The sequence below is a fragment of the Sphingomonas sp. PvP056 genome (genome assembly GCF_040549155.1).
Lineage (GTDB): Bacteria > Pseudomonadota > Alphaproteobacteria > Sphingomonadales > Sphingomonadaceae > Sphingomonas.
Window position 1 is genome coordinate 293942 of record NZ_JBEPST010000005.1, and the last position, 16817, is coordinate 310758.

A 16817-nucleotide genomic window follows, 5' to 3' on the forward strand; every position below is an offset into this window, starting at 1 on the left:
CCAATGTTATTTACGAAACGGCGTGGCCAATTTGTTTAAATATCTCCATCCGTAAGGTTACACCGCACTGCATGCAACCGTTCGCTCACGCCCGTTTCTTGCGTCGCTTGCGCGTTTTGCGTAGGCTCAATAACTGAGATCCATCCGAAGCAAAGCCGCGACGTGCTTGAACGCGCGTTCGGGGGCGATGTGATCCTCTTCCTGCAACATTTCATCGACAGCAAAACCAACCTCCTCCGCCAGACGGAGGCGTTGCCATAAATCGGCTCGATCTACGTGCGGCAGGTGCCGTGCATAGGCCGCGACGAGTTGATCGGTGACGTAACGGTGCGATTCGAGGCGGACATGGACCAGCTGCGGCGTGGCATGCAGCGCGCGGAGGATCCAGACTGCGCCCGGCTCGGACTGCGTCACCGCCGCGGTTTCGCGCTGCAATTCCTCGATCCCGTCGCGCAACGCGTCCACGCCGTGCTCGACATGGCGCGCGACCCAGTGTTCGAGCACGATGTTCTTGCGTGCCATCAGACGCCGCCCAAGTGCCTCCAGCACCGCATATTTGCCGTCGAAATAACGATACAGCGCGGGCGGCGTCAGTTCGGCGCGGGCGCAAATCATGTTGGTCGAGATGCGGCCGATCCCGACTTCGTCCAGTAGCGCGCCCGCGACGTCGAGCAAGCGCTCGTAGGTCAGATGGGCGCGTTCCTGCTTGGGCTTGGAGCGCTTGGAGATAGCCGGGGTCGTCATGCGCCGACGCCATGGCGCGGCGAGCCCGCGCCCAACAGGGCCAACACCGCGGCAACGAGGCAAATCGTACCGAACAGCAGCACCGACGCGACGTTGCTGTCGGCGACCAGGGCGCTGGCGAGCAGCGGACCGAGGCTCGATCCCGTCAATTGCGCGCCCCCAATCAACACCGCTGCCCGACGGGTCGGATCGGCGGCGATGACAAGCGAAACTTGGAACGGCAGCGCGAACAGCCACAGGAAGCCGAACATGGCGATCGCCACGACGAACAGGCCCGATGGTGCTTCCGCCATAACCGCGAGCACGCCGAGATTGAGCAGCCCCACGTACAGGATTGTCGCGCGGGGCGGCAGACGCCCCGCCAGCACCGTCGCAGCGCCAGCGCCGATCACTTGCATCGCCAGCGAGAGCGGCACGATGAAACGTACGGTCGGTGCCAGCACGCCGCGCTGACGCGCAAGCGGCTCGACATAGACCCAGATCGCAACGATGAACGCGAGGTAGAGCAGGACGCCGGCCAACGCGAGCAGCCCGCGCCCGTGCGGCAACGTGCCACCATCCGCGTCTCCGGCGCTCGCCGCGTGCGCATCGGGCATCCACCGCACCGCGACGACCCCTGCAAGCGTCACCGCCCCGAGCGTGCCGAACCCGCCGCCGCTGCTCGCCGCAAACAACCCGATGAAGCTGGCCAGCGCGCATTGCGCGAGCGTTTGCAGCGCAAGATAGATTCCCGACCAGCGCTCGGGCCGAGCGGTGCCGACGATGAAACCGATCGCGATCCAGATCAGCACGCCCTCCCCCAGACCGGCGGCGATGCGGGCGGCGAAAATGTCGCCACTGCCGCAAAGCGGCGTGGCAAGATCCAGCAGCCCCGTTGCCAGCAGCGCGCACAGTGCGATCGCCCGCAGCCGGTTCGCTGGCAGGATGAAGCTCGCCGCAGCCGCCGCGATCCCCATCGCGAGTAGCTCGACCGTGGCCAGTCCGCCCAGCGCCGCAACCGACAGACGGCCTTCCAGCGCCAGCGCGCCGAGCAATTGCGGCTGCAATCCAGCGATCAGCACGCCGATCACGCCGACGACCAGAATGGCCGCGACGTGACCGGCGCGGGGCGTCACCGTGCGCGCCCGCGCGCGCTGACCGGCCAGATCTCGACCAGCGTACTGCCCTGCACGACATGGTAATGGTCGTAGAGGTTCACCGTCGGGTCGCAATGCGGCACGGTCAGGCTTACCGCATCGCCGGGACGCAGCGCCTCGCCGATCCCCGGCGCGATCAGCGCGGCGTGTTCGTCGCCCATGAACACGAACATCGCGTCCGCCGCTACGCCGCTGCGCACTTGCGCCGCGCCGCCGTCGGTCGACAGCGATTTGAAGCCGGCGTCGATCGTCACCAGCGCATCGTGATTGGCGCTGACCACGCGCGCATCGACAGCAAGCGACGGCGCAAACGGCGTCGTGCCGTCGCCGATCAAGTCGCAATCGAGATATTGCTTATCCATGAAGACGTAGGACCCGACCTGAAGCTCGGTAAAGACACCGAGGTCCAAATCGATGCGGTGCGTGCCGGTGCCGGAGCCCGTCACGATTTCAGGTGGATAGCCGGCATCGGTCAGCGCCGCGATGACGCTCGACAGATAGGTGGTGCGCTCGATGATCGCGGTGCGGCGGGCGGCATAGTCCTCGATATGCTGCTGGATCCCGCAATAACATTGCACGCCGCAAAGCGTGATGTTGTCGCACCTCGTGATCGCCTCGGCGAGCGCGACCGCTGCCTCGGGCGACGCGACGCCGGTGCGCCGGATGCCGGGGTCGATGTCGATCACCACGTGGAGTGTCGTGCCTGCTTCGGCCAGCACTTGCTGGGTCCGTGCGACCACGCCGGGATCATCGACCGCCACCATCAGCCCCGCGCTGCGCCCGGCCAGCGCCGCCAGCCGTACGATCGCCGCTGGTGCCGCGACCGGCGAGGTAATCAGCAACCCGTCGACGCCGCCATCGGCGAACACCTCCGCCTCGCCGATCTTGGCACAGCACAGGCCGACCGCGCCGCGCGCGATCTGACGTCGCGCGATATCGACGCTCTTGTGCGTCTTGCCGTGCGGCCTGAGCGCGACGCCGTGCGCAGTAGCCAGTGCTTGCATCACCGCGATATTGGCATCGAGCTGATCGCGGTCGAGCACCAGCACCGGCGTGTTGAGCGCGCCGCGCGACCCTTGCTGGCCGATCAGATGCTGATGCAGCTTGAGGTCATCCATCAGGAAAACAGCTCCGCCAAATGGGGGTTGAGGAACTTGCCCGACGGGTCGGCGGCGCGGCGCACGGCGCGGTAACGCTCCGCCATCGGGTAGAGCGCGTCGACATCGGCGCGACCGAGCGTGTGGCGCTTGGCCCAATGCGGCCGTCCGCCGCCTCCACGAAAGATCGCTTCGGCATCGGCGAACAGCGCACGCCACGGCATCCTGGCATATTGGTGCATCGAAATCGCCGCGACCGGGCCAGCATTCATCGGGCTCATCCAGATATCGTCGGCTGCCACGACACGGAATTCGAACGGGAACGACACGGGCAATCGCTTGCGGCGAATCCAGCCGACCACCTCCTCCAGCACCTCCAGCCCAACCGCGCGGGGCATTTCATATTCCATCTCCTCGAACGGAATCGTGCGATCCGATGGGAAGATCGCGTGAGCCGGCCCGCGCCGGTTGCCGTCCATATTGGTCTTCATCATCAGCCGCTGGAGCGTCGGGATCAGCGGCGGCACCCACGCCCCCAGATCGAGCACGCGGCGGAACGTGGCCTCGTCCACATCGCTGGTCGATTTGGGCGGATCGCACGGGTCGGTCAGCTCGAGCGTCTTCAGGATCACGCTGTCAGCGTGCGGGAAAAACCAGAATTCGACGTGGCGCTGCTGCGTCACCAACGCGTCATAGCGTTCGCGGATTTCCCCCCACGGCTTCTTTTCGATCCGTTCGGACAGATGAAAGGCCGGCACCACGTCCACGACGATTTCGGTCGCGATGCCGAACATGCCGAGCGACAGGCGATGCGCTTCGAACAGATCGGGATTGGTCGCGGCATCGCACCAGACCGCCTCGCCATCCGCCCCGATGCGCCGGAAACCGCGCGCGAAGGTCGACAAACTGCCGAGATCGCGCCCGGTGCCATGCGTGCCCGTCGCCATCGCGCCCGCAAGCGATTGCGGATTGACGTCGCCCTGGTTGGCGAGCGCGAGGCCTTGATCGAACAACCCCGCGGTCAGCCGCTTGATGCTCCATCCCGCCGGGATGCGCGCGGTGCGGCGGTCGGGCGCGACGGTCATCGCGCCCGCCATATCCTCCAGGCTGACGATGATCCCGTTGGAATCGCACAGCGGCATGAACGAATGTCCCGCCCCGACCGCGCGCACGCTCGTCGCCGCGCGGATCGCCTTGCCGAGGTCCGCTTCGCTGGTCGGGCGCAAGACCGGCGCGGCGCTGCGGACACTGCCCGACCAATTCGACCAGTTCATCGCGCCGTAACCCGCTTGGACCCGTCAACCGCGTCACACGCCCCCTTCATCGTCGCGATGTAGCGTGTGATGACGGCAAGTCCTTCGCCATGTGCCAGATCCCGGCCGAGTTCGGGCATCATCTCGCCCGGATCGGTACTGGCGAGCCGGTAGGTCAGGATCGAGCGATCGGGCTGCCCCGGCACGACATCGAAGGGACGATCCCCCGCGCCGCGCCCGGCGGCGACCGGGGGCTTGCACGTGCCGAGCATCCGCGGGTCGGCGGTTTTCGTATCGAGCCACAGGCCCGAAGTCCGCGCCGCGCCAACACGGTTGTGGCAATGGCTGCAATTGATGTCGAGATAGGCGCGGGCTTGCCCGATCGTGCCGGCCTTCTCGTCCTGCCACTTTGCATTGCCGGGCGGCACCTGGCCCGGCACGCCGGTGAGGTAGCCCAGCGCCACCAGCCGGCGGAGCTGGTTGATCTCACCACCCTCGCCCGCAAAGGTCCGGTCGAGGTGGCGCGCCTTGAGCCCGATCGGGTTGATCGCGCGCGTGCGGAAATCCTGGGCGTGGCAGCCGGAGCACTGGTTCTGATTGGGCACGGTGTAGCTGAACGCATCCCTATGCGCGCCATCGATCAGGGTCAGCGGTACGTCGGCACCGGTACGCTCGAGCGTCGCATCGCTGCCATCGGCGTTCCAGACATAGGGCAAGGCGACCCAACCGCTGGTGCGCTTCACCAGCAGCCGCGTTTCGATCAGCCGGACATGGCGGAGGTTGAGCCCAGACACCCCGGTCTGATAGGTGGCGGGCGTGACCTTGAGCACTTCACCACTGGTTTGCGGTGCGGCTGCGTCGACCGGGGTCGAATAGTAAAACGTCTTGGTGATGATCGTGCCGACCGGAAAATCGAACCATTTTTCCGGATCGTATGTGGCATGGACCCCTTTGGGCATCCAGATCGTCCGCCACTTCTGCGCATAGTCGCTGAACAACGGTGTGTTGAGCTCGTACGTGACCATCCCGTCGTGCGGTGCCAGCCGTCCCGCAGTGCGCGTGAACAGCCCCCATTCGGAAAGATTCGCCGGATTCTCGTCGGGGTGGAACGTCACCCCGCGCGGCGCACCACCGCATCCCGCCAGCAGGATGAGAATAGCAACGCTGATCCACCTCCAAGGCGCTGCCCCGGCGAAGGCCGGGGCCCAGTCGCGGAACGCTAGAAAGGCAGCGTTGCGCCCGGCCTCATCAACCTTTCCAACTAGGCCCCGGCCTTCGCCGGGGAAGCGCCAAAGGGGAACGGGATACGCGAACACGCTCTGCGTCACGGCTTGCCACTGTCCTTCGTCATCGCCGGCGGGAGCGCGATTTCGGGGAGTCGGCTGGCAGGCGCGCAATCGACCGCGGGATCGATCCGCGCATTGGCGAACTTGCCCGGCCCGTCGACGTTCAGCAGTTTCGCGGTGCCGTTGCGCACGCAGATTCCCGCGGATTTGAGCTTGGGATTGACGAAGCCGTCCCACAGCACATCGGGCAAACGTCCCCCGGCAAGCGCCTTCATCGGGACGAAGCGACCGCCGGGATCGTCACCACCGCCCGAGAAGCGGTTGTCGGTGACGAAGATGTTCTCCGGGTACGGATCATAGGCCGCCGCGATCCCGCTCTTGGTGTCGAAGCCGGTCGAGAAGTAGCTCGAGATGATGACGTTGGCGGTCTTGTTGTCCTTCACGTCGTTGTCGAAAATCTCGACCTCGTCGTTCGAATTGACAATCACCCCCGACCCCGGCGGGACCGAGCTGACCGCGCTCCCTTTCGCGCCGAAATTGGCGTGATTGTTGGCGACGACGGTGTTCCGATAGACCCGCGTCATGCTGCCCGGGACCGGCAGGTTGGGCATGTTGAACACGAGAATACCGCCGGTATTGCCTGTCGCGGTGTTGCCATAAACGTCGGCATGGTTCGAATTTTCGATTTCGATTCCTGCGACATTGCCCTCGGCGCGGTTGTTGCGGACGATAATGTTGTTCGACTGGCCGACATAGATGCCGGCGTCCGACGCACCCTTCACCACCGAATTCTCGATCAGCACGTTGGTGACTTGCACAGGGTAAAGACCATAGGCACCGTTGCTGCTCTTCGAGCCACCGCTCCACGACGCGCGCACGCGGCGCATCACCGCATTCCTGGTGCCGTTGATCTTCAGCGCGTCGCCCTTGCTGTCCTCGAACGCCAAATCCTGGATCGTGAAATCGTCGCCGGTGACGAGCATCCCCTCGGCACCCGATGTTGCCTTGGCAAAGGACAGGATAGTCTTGTCCATCCCCGCGCCCTTTACCGTCACGCCATTGGCGATGAGGCTGAGACTGCGGCTCAGCGCGTATTTGCCCGCTGGAATCGTCACCACGTCACCGGGCTTCGCGTCGATCAGCTTGCCTTGGAGCGTCTTTTCGAAATCAGGGTCGATCACGAAGCCCTGCGCATCGGTCCTGGGCCCGGCACAACCGGCGAGCAATGCCAGGCTTACCGTGCCCCCCAGCGCCAGGAGTTTCCTGTGCATCTTCCTCTCCTCAAAAGCGAAAGCCCAATTCGACACCGTAGAAACCCGGCCGCTCCGCCCGGACATACGGCGTCTGAAAGATGTCGGCCGAGATCGTGTTGAGCGTGCGGTAATATCTCTTGTCGAGCAGGTTCTCGGCATAGGCCGAAATCGTCACATGGTTGCCGGGCAAGCGCCAGCCGACCCGCGCGTTGACGATGTCGCGCGCCGAGCGGAGCGCGCCGAGCTTGGAGAAATCGACGAATGGCGCGATCGCCGTATCGATCGCGCGCGTCGCGTCGTTGATCCGCTGTTTCGAAGTGTGGCTGTAGCTCGCATCGGCGAAGAGGCTGCCCACGCCGAAGTCATGCTTGTAATGCGCGCTGGCGATACCGCGGAAGCTTGGTTCGCCCGTCGGCTGCCGGGCAATATTCACGCCTTGCTCGACCCGCGTGACCCACGTCGATTCGATGGCACCCGCGGTAAAGCCGACCGTCCAATCGCGCGAGACGACGAACTGGGTCTCGAGATCGGCACCATATGCCTGCGAATCCCCAGACCGTGTGATATATTGCGGCAGCGCGCCGCCGGCGTTTTCCAGGCTGATCGACTGGCGGTTGCGATATTTGAAATAATAGCCCGAAAGGTTGAACCGGACTCGCCGATCGAAGAGCTCGGACTTGAAACCGCCCTCGAAATTCCACACCCGTTCGGGGGCGAAGAACGAGTTGATCTCGGTCGAATTGTAACCCCCGGCCTTGTAGCCGTGCGATGCCGACGCATAGAGGTGAAGGTCGGCGTTGAGGTCGTATTGCCCGACGAAGCGCGGCGACACGTCATTGAAGCTCTCGCGCCGCGTGAAGGGCACCCCTTCCAGTGCGCCGACATCGAAGATCAAGCCGCTCGCGCCGACCGTCGCGCGGAAGAAGTCAGCCGCGCTGATCGATGCAGCGTCGGGAAAGGGCGATATGCCGAGGACTGCATCGGTGATGGCATTGTACAGCGCGCCCGGCGCGGTCAGCGTCTCCAAACCGGATGCGTCGAACCCGCCGTTGGTCCAGGTAAACTTCTTCAGATCGCGGGTGTAACGGATGCCCGCGGTCAGGCTCAGTCGATCTGTGACCTTGTAGGTCGCATCCGCGAACGCCGCCAAGGAATCGTTTGCGGCGCGGTTGTCCATGTCCTCCCGGAAGGGCTGGCCAAACACCGGCAAGCCGCCGAAGGTGTCGAGGATCGTGAAGACCGGAAAACCGGCCACCTGGTCGAGCAGGCGATCGACCGAATCGCTCAGCAAGGTCGCCGCACTGGTCTGCCGCCCGCGCTCGTGAAAATAGCTCCCGCCGACGATCGCGCTCAGCCGATCATTGTCCAAGCCGACGCGCAGCTCCTGGTACAGGCTGCTGTTCTTCTCGATATTCTCCGTGTCGAAATAGCGTGTCGGGTCGGCGGTGCCGTCCTCATCCTCGCGATTGTGCGTTTCGAAATGCTTGAACGAACTGATGCTGGTCAAGGTCAGCGGACCGGTGCGGTGCGTCGCGGTGAACGAAACCGCGTTGAGCAACCGCGTTTCCTTGTCGTCGATCACGTCATTCGTGTACGGCCCGCGCGGATCGGTGCTGAGCGCGGTGTCGCTGATGCCGATCGCGAACGGGCCGTCCTTGGCGGTGTCATCATGATCATAAGCGAGCACGAAATCGGTGGTGTCGGTCGGCGCCCAGCGTAAGGCGGCACGCCCCGATGCGTTGTTCTCGCGCTCGCGCCGCCGACCGGTCAGTGCGTCCCTGAGATAGCCTTCGCGGTCATTGGCGACGCCGTTCAGGCGCAGGAAGAGCGTATCGGTGAGCGGCAGATTGAGCGTCGCATCGCCGCGGATTTTCTTGAAGTTGCCGATTTGCACCGTGCCGCTCAGCGACCGCGTATCGTTCGGCTTGTTGGTGATGATAGAGATCGCCCCGGCAGAGGTGTTGCGCCCGAACAGCGTGCCTTGCGGCCCCTTCAGGACTTCGACGCGGGCGACGTCGTTGAAGAAGATTAGCGACGACCCCGATCGCCCCGAATAAATGCCGTCGATGAAGATACCGACCGAGGGATCGGTGCCGATCCCGAAATCGTCGGTCGCCACGCCGCGCACCGTGAAGCTGGGTTGCGTGACCGACGTATCGTTGATCGTGAGACCGGGCGTGAAGGTGTCGAGGTCGCCGATCGATTCTGCTGTCAACGCGGCGATATTGTCCGCGGTGAAGGCGGTAACGCTGATCGGCACCTTCTGCAGCGATTGCTCGCGGCGCTGTGCGGTGACGACGATATCCGGCAGCCTTTCACTGTCGGACCGAGCGTCGGATGCCGGGTCGGCAGCGGTTTGCCCGCGCGGCGCTGCAGGATCGCCTACTGTCTGGGCCGTAGCCGGATGGACGCAGGCGATTGCCAGCCCAGCGCAAAGCGTCGCGTATTGCTTCATACTCATGCTCCCCAACATGGTATCGATACGCAACTCTATTACGAACTATAGCGTACGCTATATTCTGACGAAGTAAACATGAGGAAAGTAACAGATTGCTACTTACCTCACATGCGAAGCTTTTTCATTGCCTTTCCTTCATGCGAACTGATCGTATCGCATGAAGGAACTTATATACGGGTATCGATGCTTGGACCCGTACATGGGCGTTCAGGACGCCCTGCCGCACTGGCCAACTGTCAACGGTCATTTCCGTCGGTTCATTGGGGTCGGACGGACAGCAGGCGAAGGCAAAACGACCAGAAGTAAGACTCGGCCGTTATCCCTTGCTCGCTACTGCAATGACGGGTTTAGGTCGGAGCGGACGCTAGGCTTTGGATGGACAGATCGATTGACCTACGTCTTATCGATGGCGGAATACCTGCTCCCAAGCCCAATTGCTTACCGAGCCGGCGCGACGCCTCAAAGCAGCGGCCCTATCACGAGCTCGCAAGCAGCATTTCCTACGACATAATGCCGCAACTGACGGTCTATGTTCAGGGCTCCAACTTGCTGGATTCAGCAACACAGCGATACTCGACGTATAACAACGTTCCGGCGTTCTACGAATACACTGGCCGCGCGTTCTTCTTTGGCGTGCGCGCACGAATATAGGATTGCCAAGCGCGATCGTCAGCATTGTTGGCCGCCCATCCAGATCCGCCGCGAACTGATTTTGTAGCCTGCTGTCCCTTATCAGATTGTGACACCTTACCTATCACAATCTGATAAAGGCTAACGACTACCCTGACCCTTGATTGGACGCCTTGGGGCATTACGCGCTGGTAGAGCGGACGTCCGTTCATCACGCGCGTCTGCGTGTATCCGCAGCCTTTAGACCTCATGTCAGCGCTGCGAGGGTGCTCTCGCTACATGTTAAGCCAACGCAGCATCGATGGGCGGTTCCAATTCACGTCAACAAACTGCCGCAAGAGCACTGGAACCGGAACGCCATTTTCGACAAGCTGCGGAGCACCGTCGTCAGGTCAGTATCTGCGGTGCGGCGGGCCTCAGCAACCAGATCAACCGATTACCAACCGTAACAAACTGATCGTTGGAACGTGGGTTTGCACGCTAACGTCGCCTGACGCTGAAGGCGCCGAGCCTAGAGACGAACAGCAGCGATGCAGGCGATCCTGCGCGAATGGCGAAGCTCTGGCTTAGCGACATCGTGATAGCGCTGCCTGCGTCCGAAACTCAAAGGCGGAAGCGCTTCCCCCCGCCCCGTAAGTGCTGCACGATGGCGATCAACGGCACGTTAGATCCATCAGCGGAGCTTTCCGCGGTTCAGAGGTTCGCGGACCTGTCGACTAACTTAATCTAAACTAAGCTGAAATGGGCTTGATTGGGGTGTTAAGAAATACTCCCTTCACCTTCTGACCATAAAACTTGAAGGCGTGACGGACCCTGCGCGCATGACAGCTCATCCCTTTCCCGACGACATATGTGTCGCGCTTGTCGCTTGCCTCGATCCCGAGGGGCGCGCTGACGATCATACCCTCGATCGCGATCAGGCCACACAAGCCAAACTCCTGATCGACAAACTCGCCTCGATAGTTTGGGAAAGCGCACCGGATGGCATCGTCGAAACTGACAGCCCGACATGGCGCGCTTTCACCGGTCAGAGCTACGATGATTGGAAGGTCTATGGATGGCTGACTGCAATCCATCCCGATGATCGCTTGGTGACGATGGAACAGTGGCGGAACACCGTCCAGGACGAACGAGCAGTTAAGGCAGAGTATCGATTACGGAAGCAGGACGGTCAGTACCGGCGGATGCGTGTCCATGCCGTTCCCTCCCGCGATGCCCACGGGCAGATCATGCGGTGGTTCGGCATCAATATCGAACTCCCTGACCATTTCGATTTGCCAGAGATTGCTGCCGAACGCGCTGTTCCCAAGTCTCGCCCCCAACAACAAAACGCGATCCTGGCGAACAGCGATGACGAGGCGGTCACTCGTTAGAAACGTCACCCCGCTGATCGAATGACAGTTCGAGGGGCGGGGTTCTTGATGTCGCAAGACGACGTCGCTGGACAGGGGGCAATGGCAAAGCGGTTGGTCGCTCTTGAGCGCGTGTCAGCGAAAACCGCCCCCTGGTCGCGCGTTGGCCAAAGTCTGCCAACGATTCGATCACGAACGCCGAACGCAAACAACACTCTACTGGACGCGACGATCCCGTTAAGGCGCTGCTAACGTTCTACTTTTAATAGATACACGATGACCTTTGCCAGCTCCCTGAGCGACGCGTCCGAAGCGGCGCGCCTGACCGCGCTCTGGAGCATGGCGATTCTCGATACGCCCGCGCAACGCGACTTCGATGAGGTCACGCGCTTGGCAGCACTCGCGCTCGGCGGCGAAAGCGCTGCAGTCAGCCTCGTCGATGACCGTCGCGCCTGGTTCAAATCCAGCGTTTGCATGCCAGCAACGGAGGCACCGCGGAACCATGCCTTCTGTACTCTGGCGCTGGACGGCATTGAACCGGTCGTCATTCTCGATACACACGCCGACCCACGATGCGTCGGGAACCCGCTCACGCTCGGGCCCGACGGCTACCGGTTCTATGCGGGGGCCCCCATCATTACCCGCGACGGGCATTGTCTGGGAACGCTATGTGTTCTCGATCGGCAGCCCCGCGACGAGGTTCCGTCCAATCAACTCAGGGCACTAGTGGATCTTGCCGGGATCGTAGTGGGGCTGATCGAAGCCAGACGGTATCGTCAGATCGGAGAGGTCGCCACGCAGATCGTGGACGTCACTTCAGATGCCATTCTCTGCGTCGATGGCGGCGGCTCCATCACGTTCTGGAACAGCGCCGCCGAGCAGATGTTCGGCTATTCCTGCGTGCAAGCGATCGGCCGTACGCTCGACATCATTCTTCCCCCGATCCATGCGGACGCCCATCATCGTGGCTTCTCGCGAGCTTCCGCGGGTGGACGGACCACCTTGGTCGGAAAGTCGGTCGAGTTGACCGCCAAGCGCTCCGACGGTTCGGAATTCCCGATCGAACTGTCGTTGGCGCGCTGGGGGTCCTCCGAAGGCGGGTATAGTTTTGCGGGGATTATCCGAGACGCTTCCGCTCGCAAGATGCTCGAGCGGGAACGGGAGCAGGCAAAGACGTTTCTGGATACGGTTGTCGATCACCTTCCCGCCATGCTGTTCGTCAAGGACGCGGACACGAGGCAGTATCTGCTGGTCAATCGCGCCGGTGAGGAGCTGACCGGCTGTTCCAGGCACGATATCATCGGGAAGACCGATCCTGAGCTGTTTGCGCATGGCGCAACCTATGAGCGGCGCGATGATGCCGCGGTCGCAGGCGAAGGTCTGTATGTGTCTGAAAGCGATTTTGTCCGACCCGGCAACACCACTGTAACGCTGCGCACCAAACGGCTCGTTGTCGACGGCCCCAGCCGCCCGCGCGAATATATCGTCGGCATGTCCGAGGATGTGACCGAAACTCGCAAGGCGCAGGCCGAGGTCCAGCGTCTGGCACATTACGACTCGTTGAGCGGTCTGCGCAACCGCGCGTCGTTCGTCGACGAGTTGGACCGGCTCATTGCCGACCAAACGCCTTTCGCGCTCGTCAGCATCGATCTCGACCGGTTCAAGGCCGTGAACGATCAATTCGGCCATCTTGCCGGTGATGCGGTGCTGGCGCAGATCGGCGATCGGCTGCGCGCGGTCGCAACGGCCACAACGATCCAGGCGCGTGTTGGCGGAGATGAGTTCGCGGTCATTGTCGCCGGCGCGGCACCCGGAGAGCAGGCACGTCAGCTTGCGGCAACGATCGCGATCACGCTGGCATCCCCGATCGTCACCCACTGGGCTACCGTCCAGCTGGGAAGCAGTGTCGGCATCGCGCTGTTTCCTGAGGACGCGACGACGACCGAAGAATTACGCCAGCATGCCGACCTTGCCTTGTATCGGGCAAAACAGCAGGGCCGCGGGATCGTGTGCTTCTTCAGCGCGGAAATGGACCGGGCGACGCAGGACCGACGGGAGCTGGAGCGGGACTTGTCCGTCGCGCTCGACCAGCACGCCATCACCCTTGCCTACCAGCCCGTCTTCTCAGCAGATACCGGGCAGATCACGAGTGCCGAGGCATTGGCCCGCTGGCATCATCCGGTGCGCGGACCGATCCCACCGGACGTGTTCATCTCGATTGCGGAGGAAAGCGGGCTGATCGGGCAATTGGGAACGCGGATCCTATGCCTAGCCTGCGAGGAAGCGATGACGTGGCCGCACCATATCAAGGTCGCCGTCAATATATCCCCTATGCAGATCCACGCAGGGGACCTTTGCCAGGTTGTTCGCCACGTCTTAGACAGTACCGGCCTTGATCCGGAACGTCTTCAGCTGGAAGTAACTGAAGGGCTTTTCCTGCGCGACGTCGACCACACATTCCGCGAGCTTGCACAACTGCGCGCTCTTGGAATTCAGATCCTCATGGATGATTTCGGCGTCGGCTATTCGTCCCTCAGCTATTTCGAACGGTTCCGGTTCGACAAGGTGAAGATAGACCAAAGCTTCGTGCGGCAAATGCTCTCGTCGCAAGCGTCATCTGCGATCATCCAAGCCGTTGTCGGGCTCGGTCGAAAGCTCGGTATGGGCGTGGTAGCGGAAGGGGTCGAGACCGCCGAGCAGATGTCAGCCCTCATGGAAGGCGGATGCACGCATTTGCAAGGCTATCTGCTGAGCAAGCCGCTTCGAAGCGATGAGATCAAGGCATACTTTACGAACGACGATCGACGTTTGGCGCATGCTTCCCTGCAAGGTCTGCAGGCGGAGGCGGCATAGTTCCGCCGTCCTGTAAGTGGCTTAGGTATTGTCAACCAAGAGCATTGTCTCAATCTGAACTTCGTACCACGGCTGTTGCAGGCGTTCGATCGTGCCGAGTTCGGCGAGATCAGGGACACGACCGATCGAAGGCATTCTCTCTGATTAGGCCGCGTTGCTCGTAAACGGATCCTTGCTTCAGTCCGGAAGCAAACGCCCCCTCCCCGTCTCGAACGTATAGCGTCGTCTCCACGCAGAAACCGATCGCGTGGATCGCTATCGCCACGTTGACGATCCTGTCCCCGCCTTCGCTGCACCGCGCGTGTCTCCGGTTGGAGCCGTTCGCCGGATCGACGTCAGCGGGGCAGCCTGGACGCGGTCGCCAACCGCATCGCATGGGACGAAAAGAGCCCCCGGTTGTTGGTGACGGGCAAGCCGTAGCCGCCCCTGTTTGCGGTCAGGTTACCTAAACGGAGACAGAATATGGGTAGAATGATCGACGGTGCCTGGCACGCGGGCAAGGTGACGGAAGACAGCAAAGGCGGCGCGTTCGAGCGGCAGGATGCGGGCTTTCGTGACTGGCTCACCCCGTCGGGCGACCCCGGCCCCGATGGCCAGCCCGGCCGTCCGGCGACGCCCGGCCGCTATCACCTCTATGTCAGCTATGCTTGCCCCTGGGCGCACCGGACGTTGATCGTCCGCGCGCTGTACGGTCTGGAGGAGGCGATCGGCGTTTCCGTGGTCGATCCCGTCATGCTGGAGAATGGCTGGACCTTCGGCACCGACCACGGCGGGAGCGGCGATCCGCTGCACGATTCCGAATTCTTGTGGCAGCTCTACGCCCGCGCACGGCCAGACTATTCGGGCAAAGTCACGGTCCCCGTCCTGTGGGACCGCGAGACCGACACGATCGTGTCTAACGAGTCAGCCGAGATCATCCGGATGCTCACCGCGTTTGGCGGACAGGGGCCGGATCTCTATCCCGCGGTTCATCGCGCCGCGATCGACCGGGTCAACGAGCGCATCTACGATACGGTCAACAACGGCGTCTACAAAGCCGGGTTCGCCACCACGCAGGACGCGTATGAAGCCGCGGTCCGCCCGCTGTTCGGATCGCTGGAATGGCTGGAGGAGATGCTATCGGGCAGCGACTGGCTCGTGGGCGATGCGATGACCGAGGCGGACATCCGCCTCTTCACGACGCTGGTCCGCTTCGACGCGGTCTATTACGGGCATTTCAAGTGCAACGTCCGCCGCATTGCGGACTATCCCGCGCTGGAGGCTTATCTCGAGCGGATGCTGGCCGATCCCCGCATCGCTGCGACCGTGCATCTGGACCACATCAAGACGCATTATTACGCCAGCCACCGCGACCTCAACCCGTGCGGTGTCGTGCCGGTTGGCCCTGACCTGCCCTGGGCGCATCGCACCGCGGGGGGCGACCAGCACCTCACGTGACGCACCCTGCGGCGTGCCGGAATTTGCCCTCAAGGGGTCGGTTTGTCGGCGAGCAGGAAGCCCTCGTTTGGCGGCCGATTGTATATTGAAGCGCTGGCAGTGGGGGATCCTCGCTACCCCACCGCCGTCCCCTGGCCGCCTCAAGCGATCCCTGGTGTCCACGGGTCGATCGTCTGACCGCCGAAGATCTGGGCCCGGGGCAGTCCGAAGATGAAATACGGGTTGAGCATCGGCGGCGCGCCGGCAGCATCGAGGCGCGCCTGCTGACCCGCGGTGATGACAATGTCGAGGGCGGCAAGATTCTCGCGCAATTGCTCCGGCCGGCTCGCGCCGACCAGAACCGATGCAACACCGGCCCGTGCCACGACCCAAGCCAGGGCGACCTGCGCCATTGGTCGCCCGATTTCAGTCGATACCGATCGCAAGGCATCCACCACATCGAAGTTCTTGTCGGTGAACAGCATTCCGCCAAAGGGATTGTCGCCGTTCAGACGGTCATTGTTGCCGCTGCCCGTCGCTTCGCCGCCGCGGTTGGGAAGACTCCCCGCCGGGCCGGCATCCGCGATCTTCTCGCGCCCATATTTGCCGGTGAGCAGGCCTGCCGCCAACGGACTCCAGGCGACCATCCCCAGTCCGAGCGCCTGCCCCGCAGGCACCACATCGAGTTCGACCCCGCGATCGATCAGCGAGTAGGAATATTGCAAGCCGATGGGCTCGGGCAGGCCGTGCGCGCGGGCCAGCGTGGCGATTTGCGCGACGTACCACGCAGGCGCATTGGAGAAGCCGTAATACAGGATGTCCCCGCGCCGTACAGCATCGGTCAGCGCGCACAGCACTTCTTCGGGCGGGGTCGTGCGATCCCACACATGCGTCCAATACATGTCGATGTAGTCCGTGCCGAGCCGACGCAGCGAGCCCTCGATTCCGTCACGGATGTTGCGCGCGGAATTGCCCCCAGACAGCGGATTGCCCGCGGTTCGCGGAAAGCCGGATTTGGTCGCGATCACCATCCGGTCGCGGTTTCCCCGCTCCGCAATGAATCGCCCTAGCATCTGTTCGCTTTCCCCGCCGGAATAGATGTCCGCGGTATCCGCAAAATTGCCGCCAGCCTCGACATAAGCATCGAAGATCGATCGTGCGGTCGCTTCGTCGGCACCCCATCGTCCGGCGCCGAAGGTCATCGTGCCGAGCGCGAGCGGGCTGACCGTCAAGCCGGAGCGTCCGAGTGTGCGATAGGTCGTGAGGGTCATTGCTGTAACTCCTAGGAAAGTCGCATCGGAGACTACATGGTGGTGGCGAACGGATAAGCCGTCATTCG

At 62.8% G+C, this 16817-nt stretch carries 11 protein-coding genes; 3 read left to right on the forward strand and 8 right to left on the reverse strand.

Annotated elements, in window-relative coordinates; translation table 11 throughout:
- Nucleotides 1-126 precede the first annotated feature (126 nt).
- Genes ABIC17_RS14105 through ABIC17_RS14135 form a run of 7 tightly spaced genes read right to left on the reverse strand, consistent with a single transcriptional unit; the run spans nt 127 to nt 9230 of the window.
- Nucleotides 127-744 (reverse strand): TetR/AcrR family transcriptional regulator, encoded by a 618-nt coding sequence (locus tag ABIC17_RS14105; protein ID WP_354282740.1) that lies wholly within the window; start codon nt 742-744, stop codon nt 127-129.
- The gene (locus ABIC17_RS14110) at nt 741-1859 is read right to left on the reverse strand and encodes a hypothetical protein (protein ID WP_354282742.1); all 1119 of its coding nucleotides are present in this window, start codon (nt 1857-1859) and stop codon (nt 741-743) included. Before ABIC17_RS14110 ends, ABIC17_RS14105 begins: the two co-directional genes overlap by 4 nt.
- Nucleotides 1856-2998 carry a DSD1 family PLP-dependent enzyme gene (locus ABIC17_RS14115; RefSeq protein WP_354282744.1) on the reverse strand — a complete coding sequence of 381 codons (1143 nt, stop codon included), beginning with the start codon at nt 2996-2998 and terminating at the stop codon, nt 1856-1858. The genes ABIC17_RS14110 and ABIC17_RS14115 overlap by 4 nt, the downstream gene beginning before the upstream one ends.
- Nucleotides 2998-4251 carry a D-arabinono-1,4-lactone oxidase gene (locus ABIC17_RS14120; RefSeq protein WP_354282746.1) on the reverse strand — a complete coding sequence of 418 codons (1254 nt, stop codon included), beginning with the start codon at nt 4249-4251 and terminating at the stop codon, nt 2998-3000. Before ABIC17_RS14120 ends, ABIC17_RS14115 begins: the two co-directional genes overlap by 1 nt.
- Nucleotides 4248-5546: an SO2930 family diheme c-type cytochrome gene (locus ABIC17_RS14125; RefSeq protein WP_354282748.1), complete on the reverse strand. Its 1299-nt coding sequence runs from the start codon at nt 5544-5546 to the stop codon at nt 4248-4250. The genes ABIC17_RS14120 and ABIC17_RS14125 overlap by 4 nt, the downstream gene beginning before the upstream one ends.
- Nucleotides 5547-5554: 8 nt before the next feature.
- Nucleotides 5555-6787 (reverse strand): parallel beta-helix domain-containing protein, encoded by a 1233-nt coding sequence (locus ABIC17_RS14130; RefSeq protein ID WP_354282750.1) that lies wholly within the window; start codon nt 6785-6787, stop codon nt 5555-5557.
- A 10-nt stretch (nt 6788-6797) separates the two neighbouring features.
- The gene (locus tag ABIC17_RS14135) at nt 6798-9230 is read right to left on the reverse strand and encodes a TonB-dependent receptor (RefSeq protein ID WP_354282752.1); all 2433 of its coding nucleotides are present in this window, start codon (nt 9228-9230) and stop codon (nt 6798-6800) included.
- Nucleotides 9231-10678: 1448 nt separating this feature from the next.
- Here ABIC17_RS14135 and ABIC17_RS14140 point away from each other — a divergent pair.
- The 3 genes from ABIC17_RS14140 to ABIC17_RS14150 all read left to right on the forward strand — a co-directional run bounded on the left by ABIC17_RS14140 (nt 10679) and on the right by ABIC17_RS14150 (nt 15499).
- The gene (locus ABIC17_RS14140; RefSeq protein WP_354282754.1) at nt 10679-11230 is read left to right on the forward strand and encodes a PAS domain-containing protein; all 552 of its coding nucleotides are present in this window, start codon (nt 10679-10681) and stop codon (nt 11228-11230) included.
- A gap of 255 nt (nt 11231-11485) precedes the next feature.
- Nucleotides 11486-14062, forward strand: a complete 2577-nt coding sequence (locus ABIC17_RS14145; protein WP_354282756.1) for a sensor domain-containing phosphodiesterase — start codon at nt 11486-11488, stop codon at nt 14060-14062.
- A gap of 462 nt (nt 14063-14524) precedes the next feature.
- Complete coding sequence (locus ABIC17_RS14150) at nt 14525-15499, forward strand: glutathione S-transferase family protein (protein WP_354282758.1); 975 nt, start codon at nt 14525-14527, stop codon at nt 15497-15499.
- A 140-nt stretch (nt 15500-15639) separates the two neighbouring features.
- Here ABIC17_RS14150 and ABIC17_RS14155 read toward each other — a convergent pair whose 3' ends face one another.
- The gene (locus tag ABIC17_RS14155; RefSeq protein ID WP_354282760.1) at nt 15640-16749 is read right to left on the reverse strand and encodes an aldo/keto reductase; all 1110 of its coding nucleotides are present in this window, start codon (nt 16747-16749) and stop codon (nt 15640-15642) included.
- Between the last annotated feature and the right edge of the window lie 68 nt (nt 16750-16817).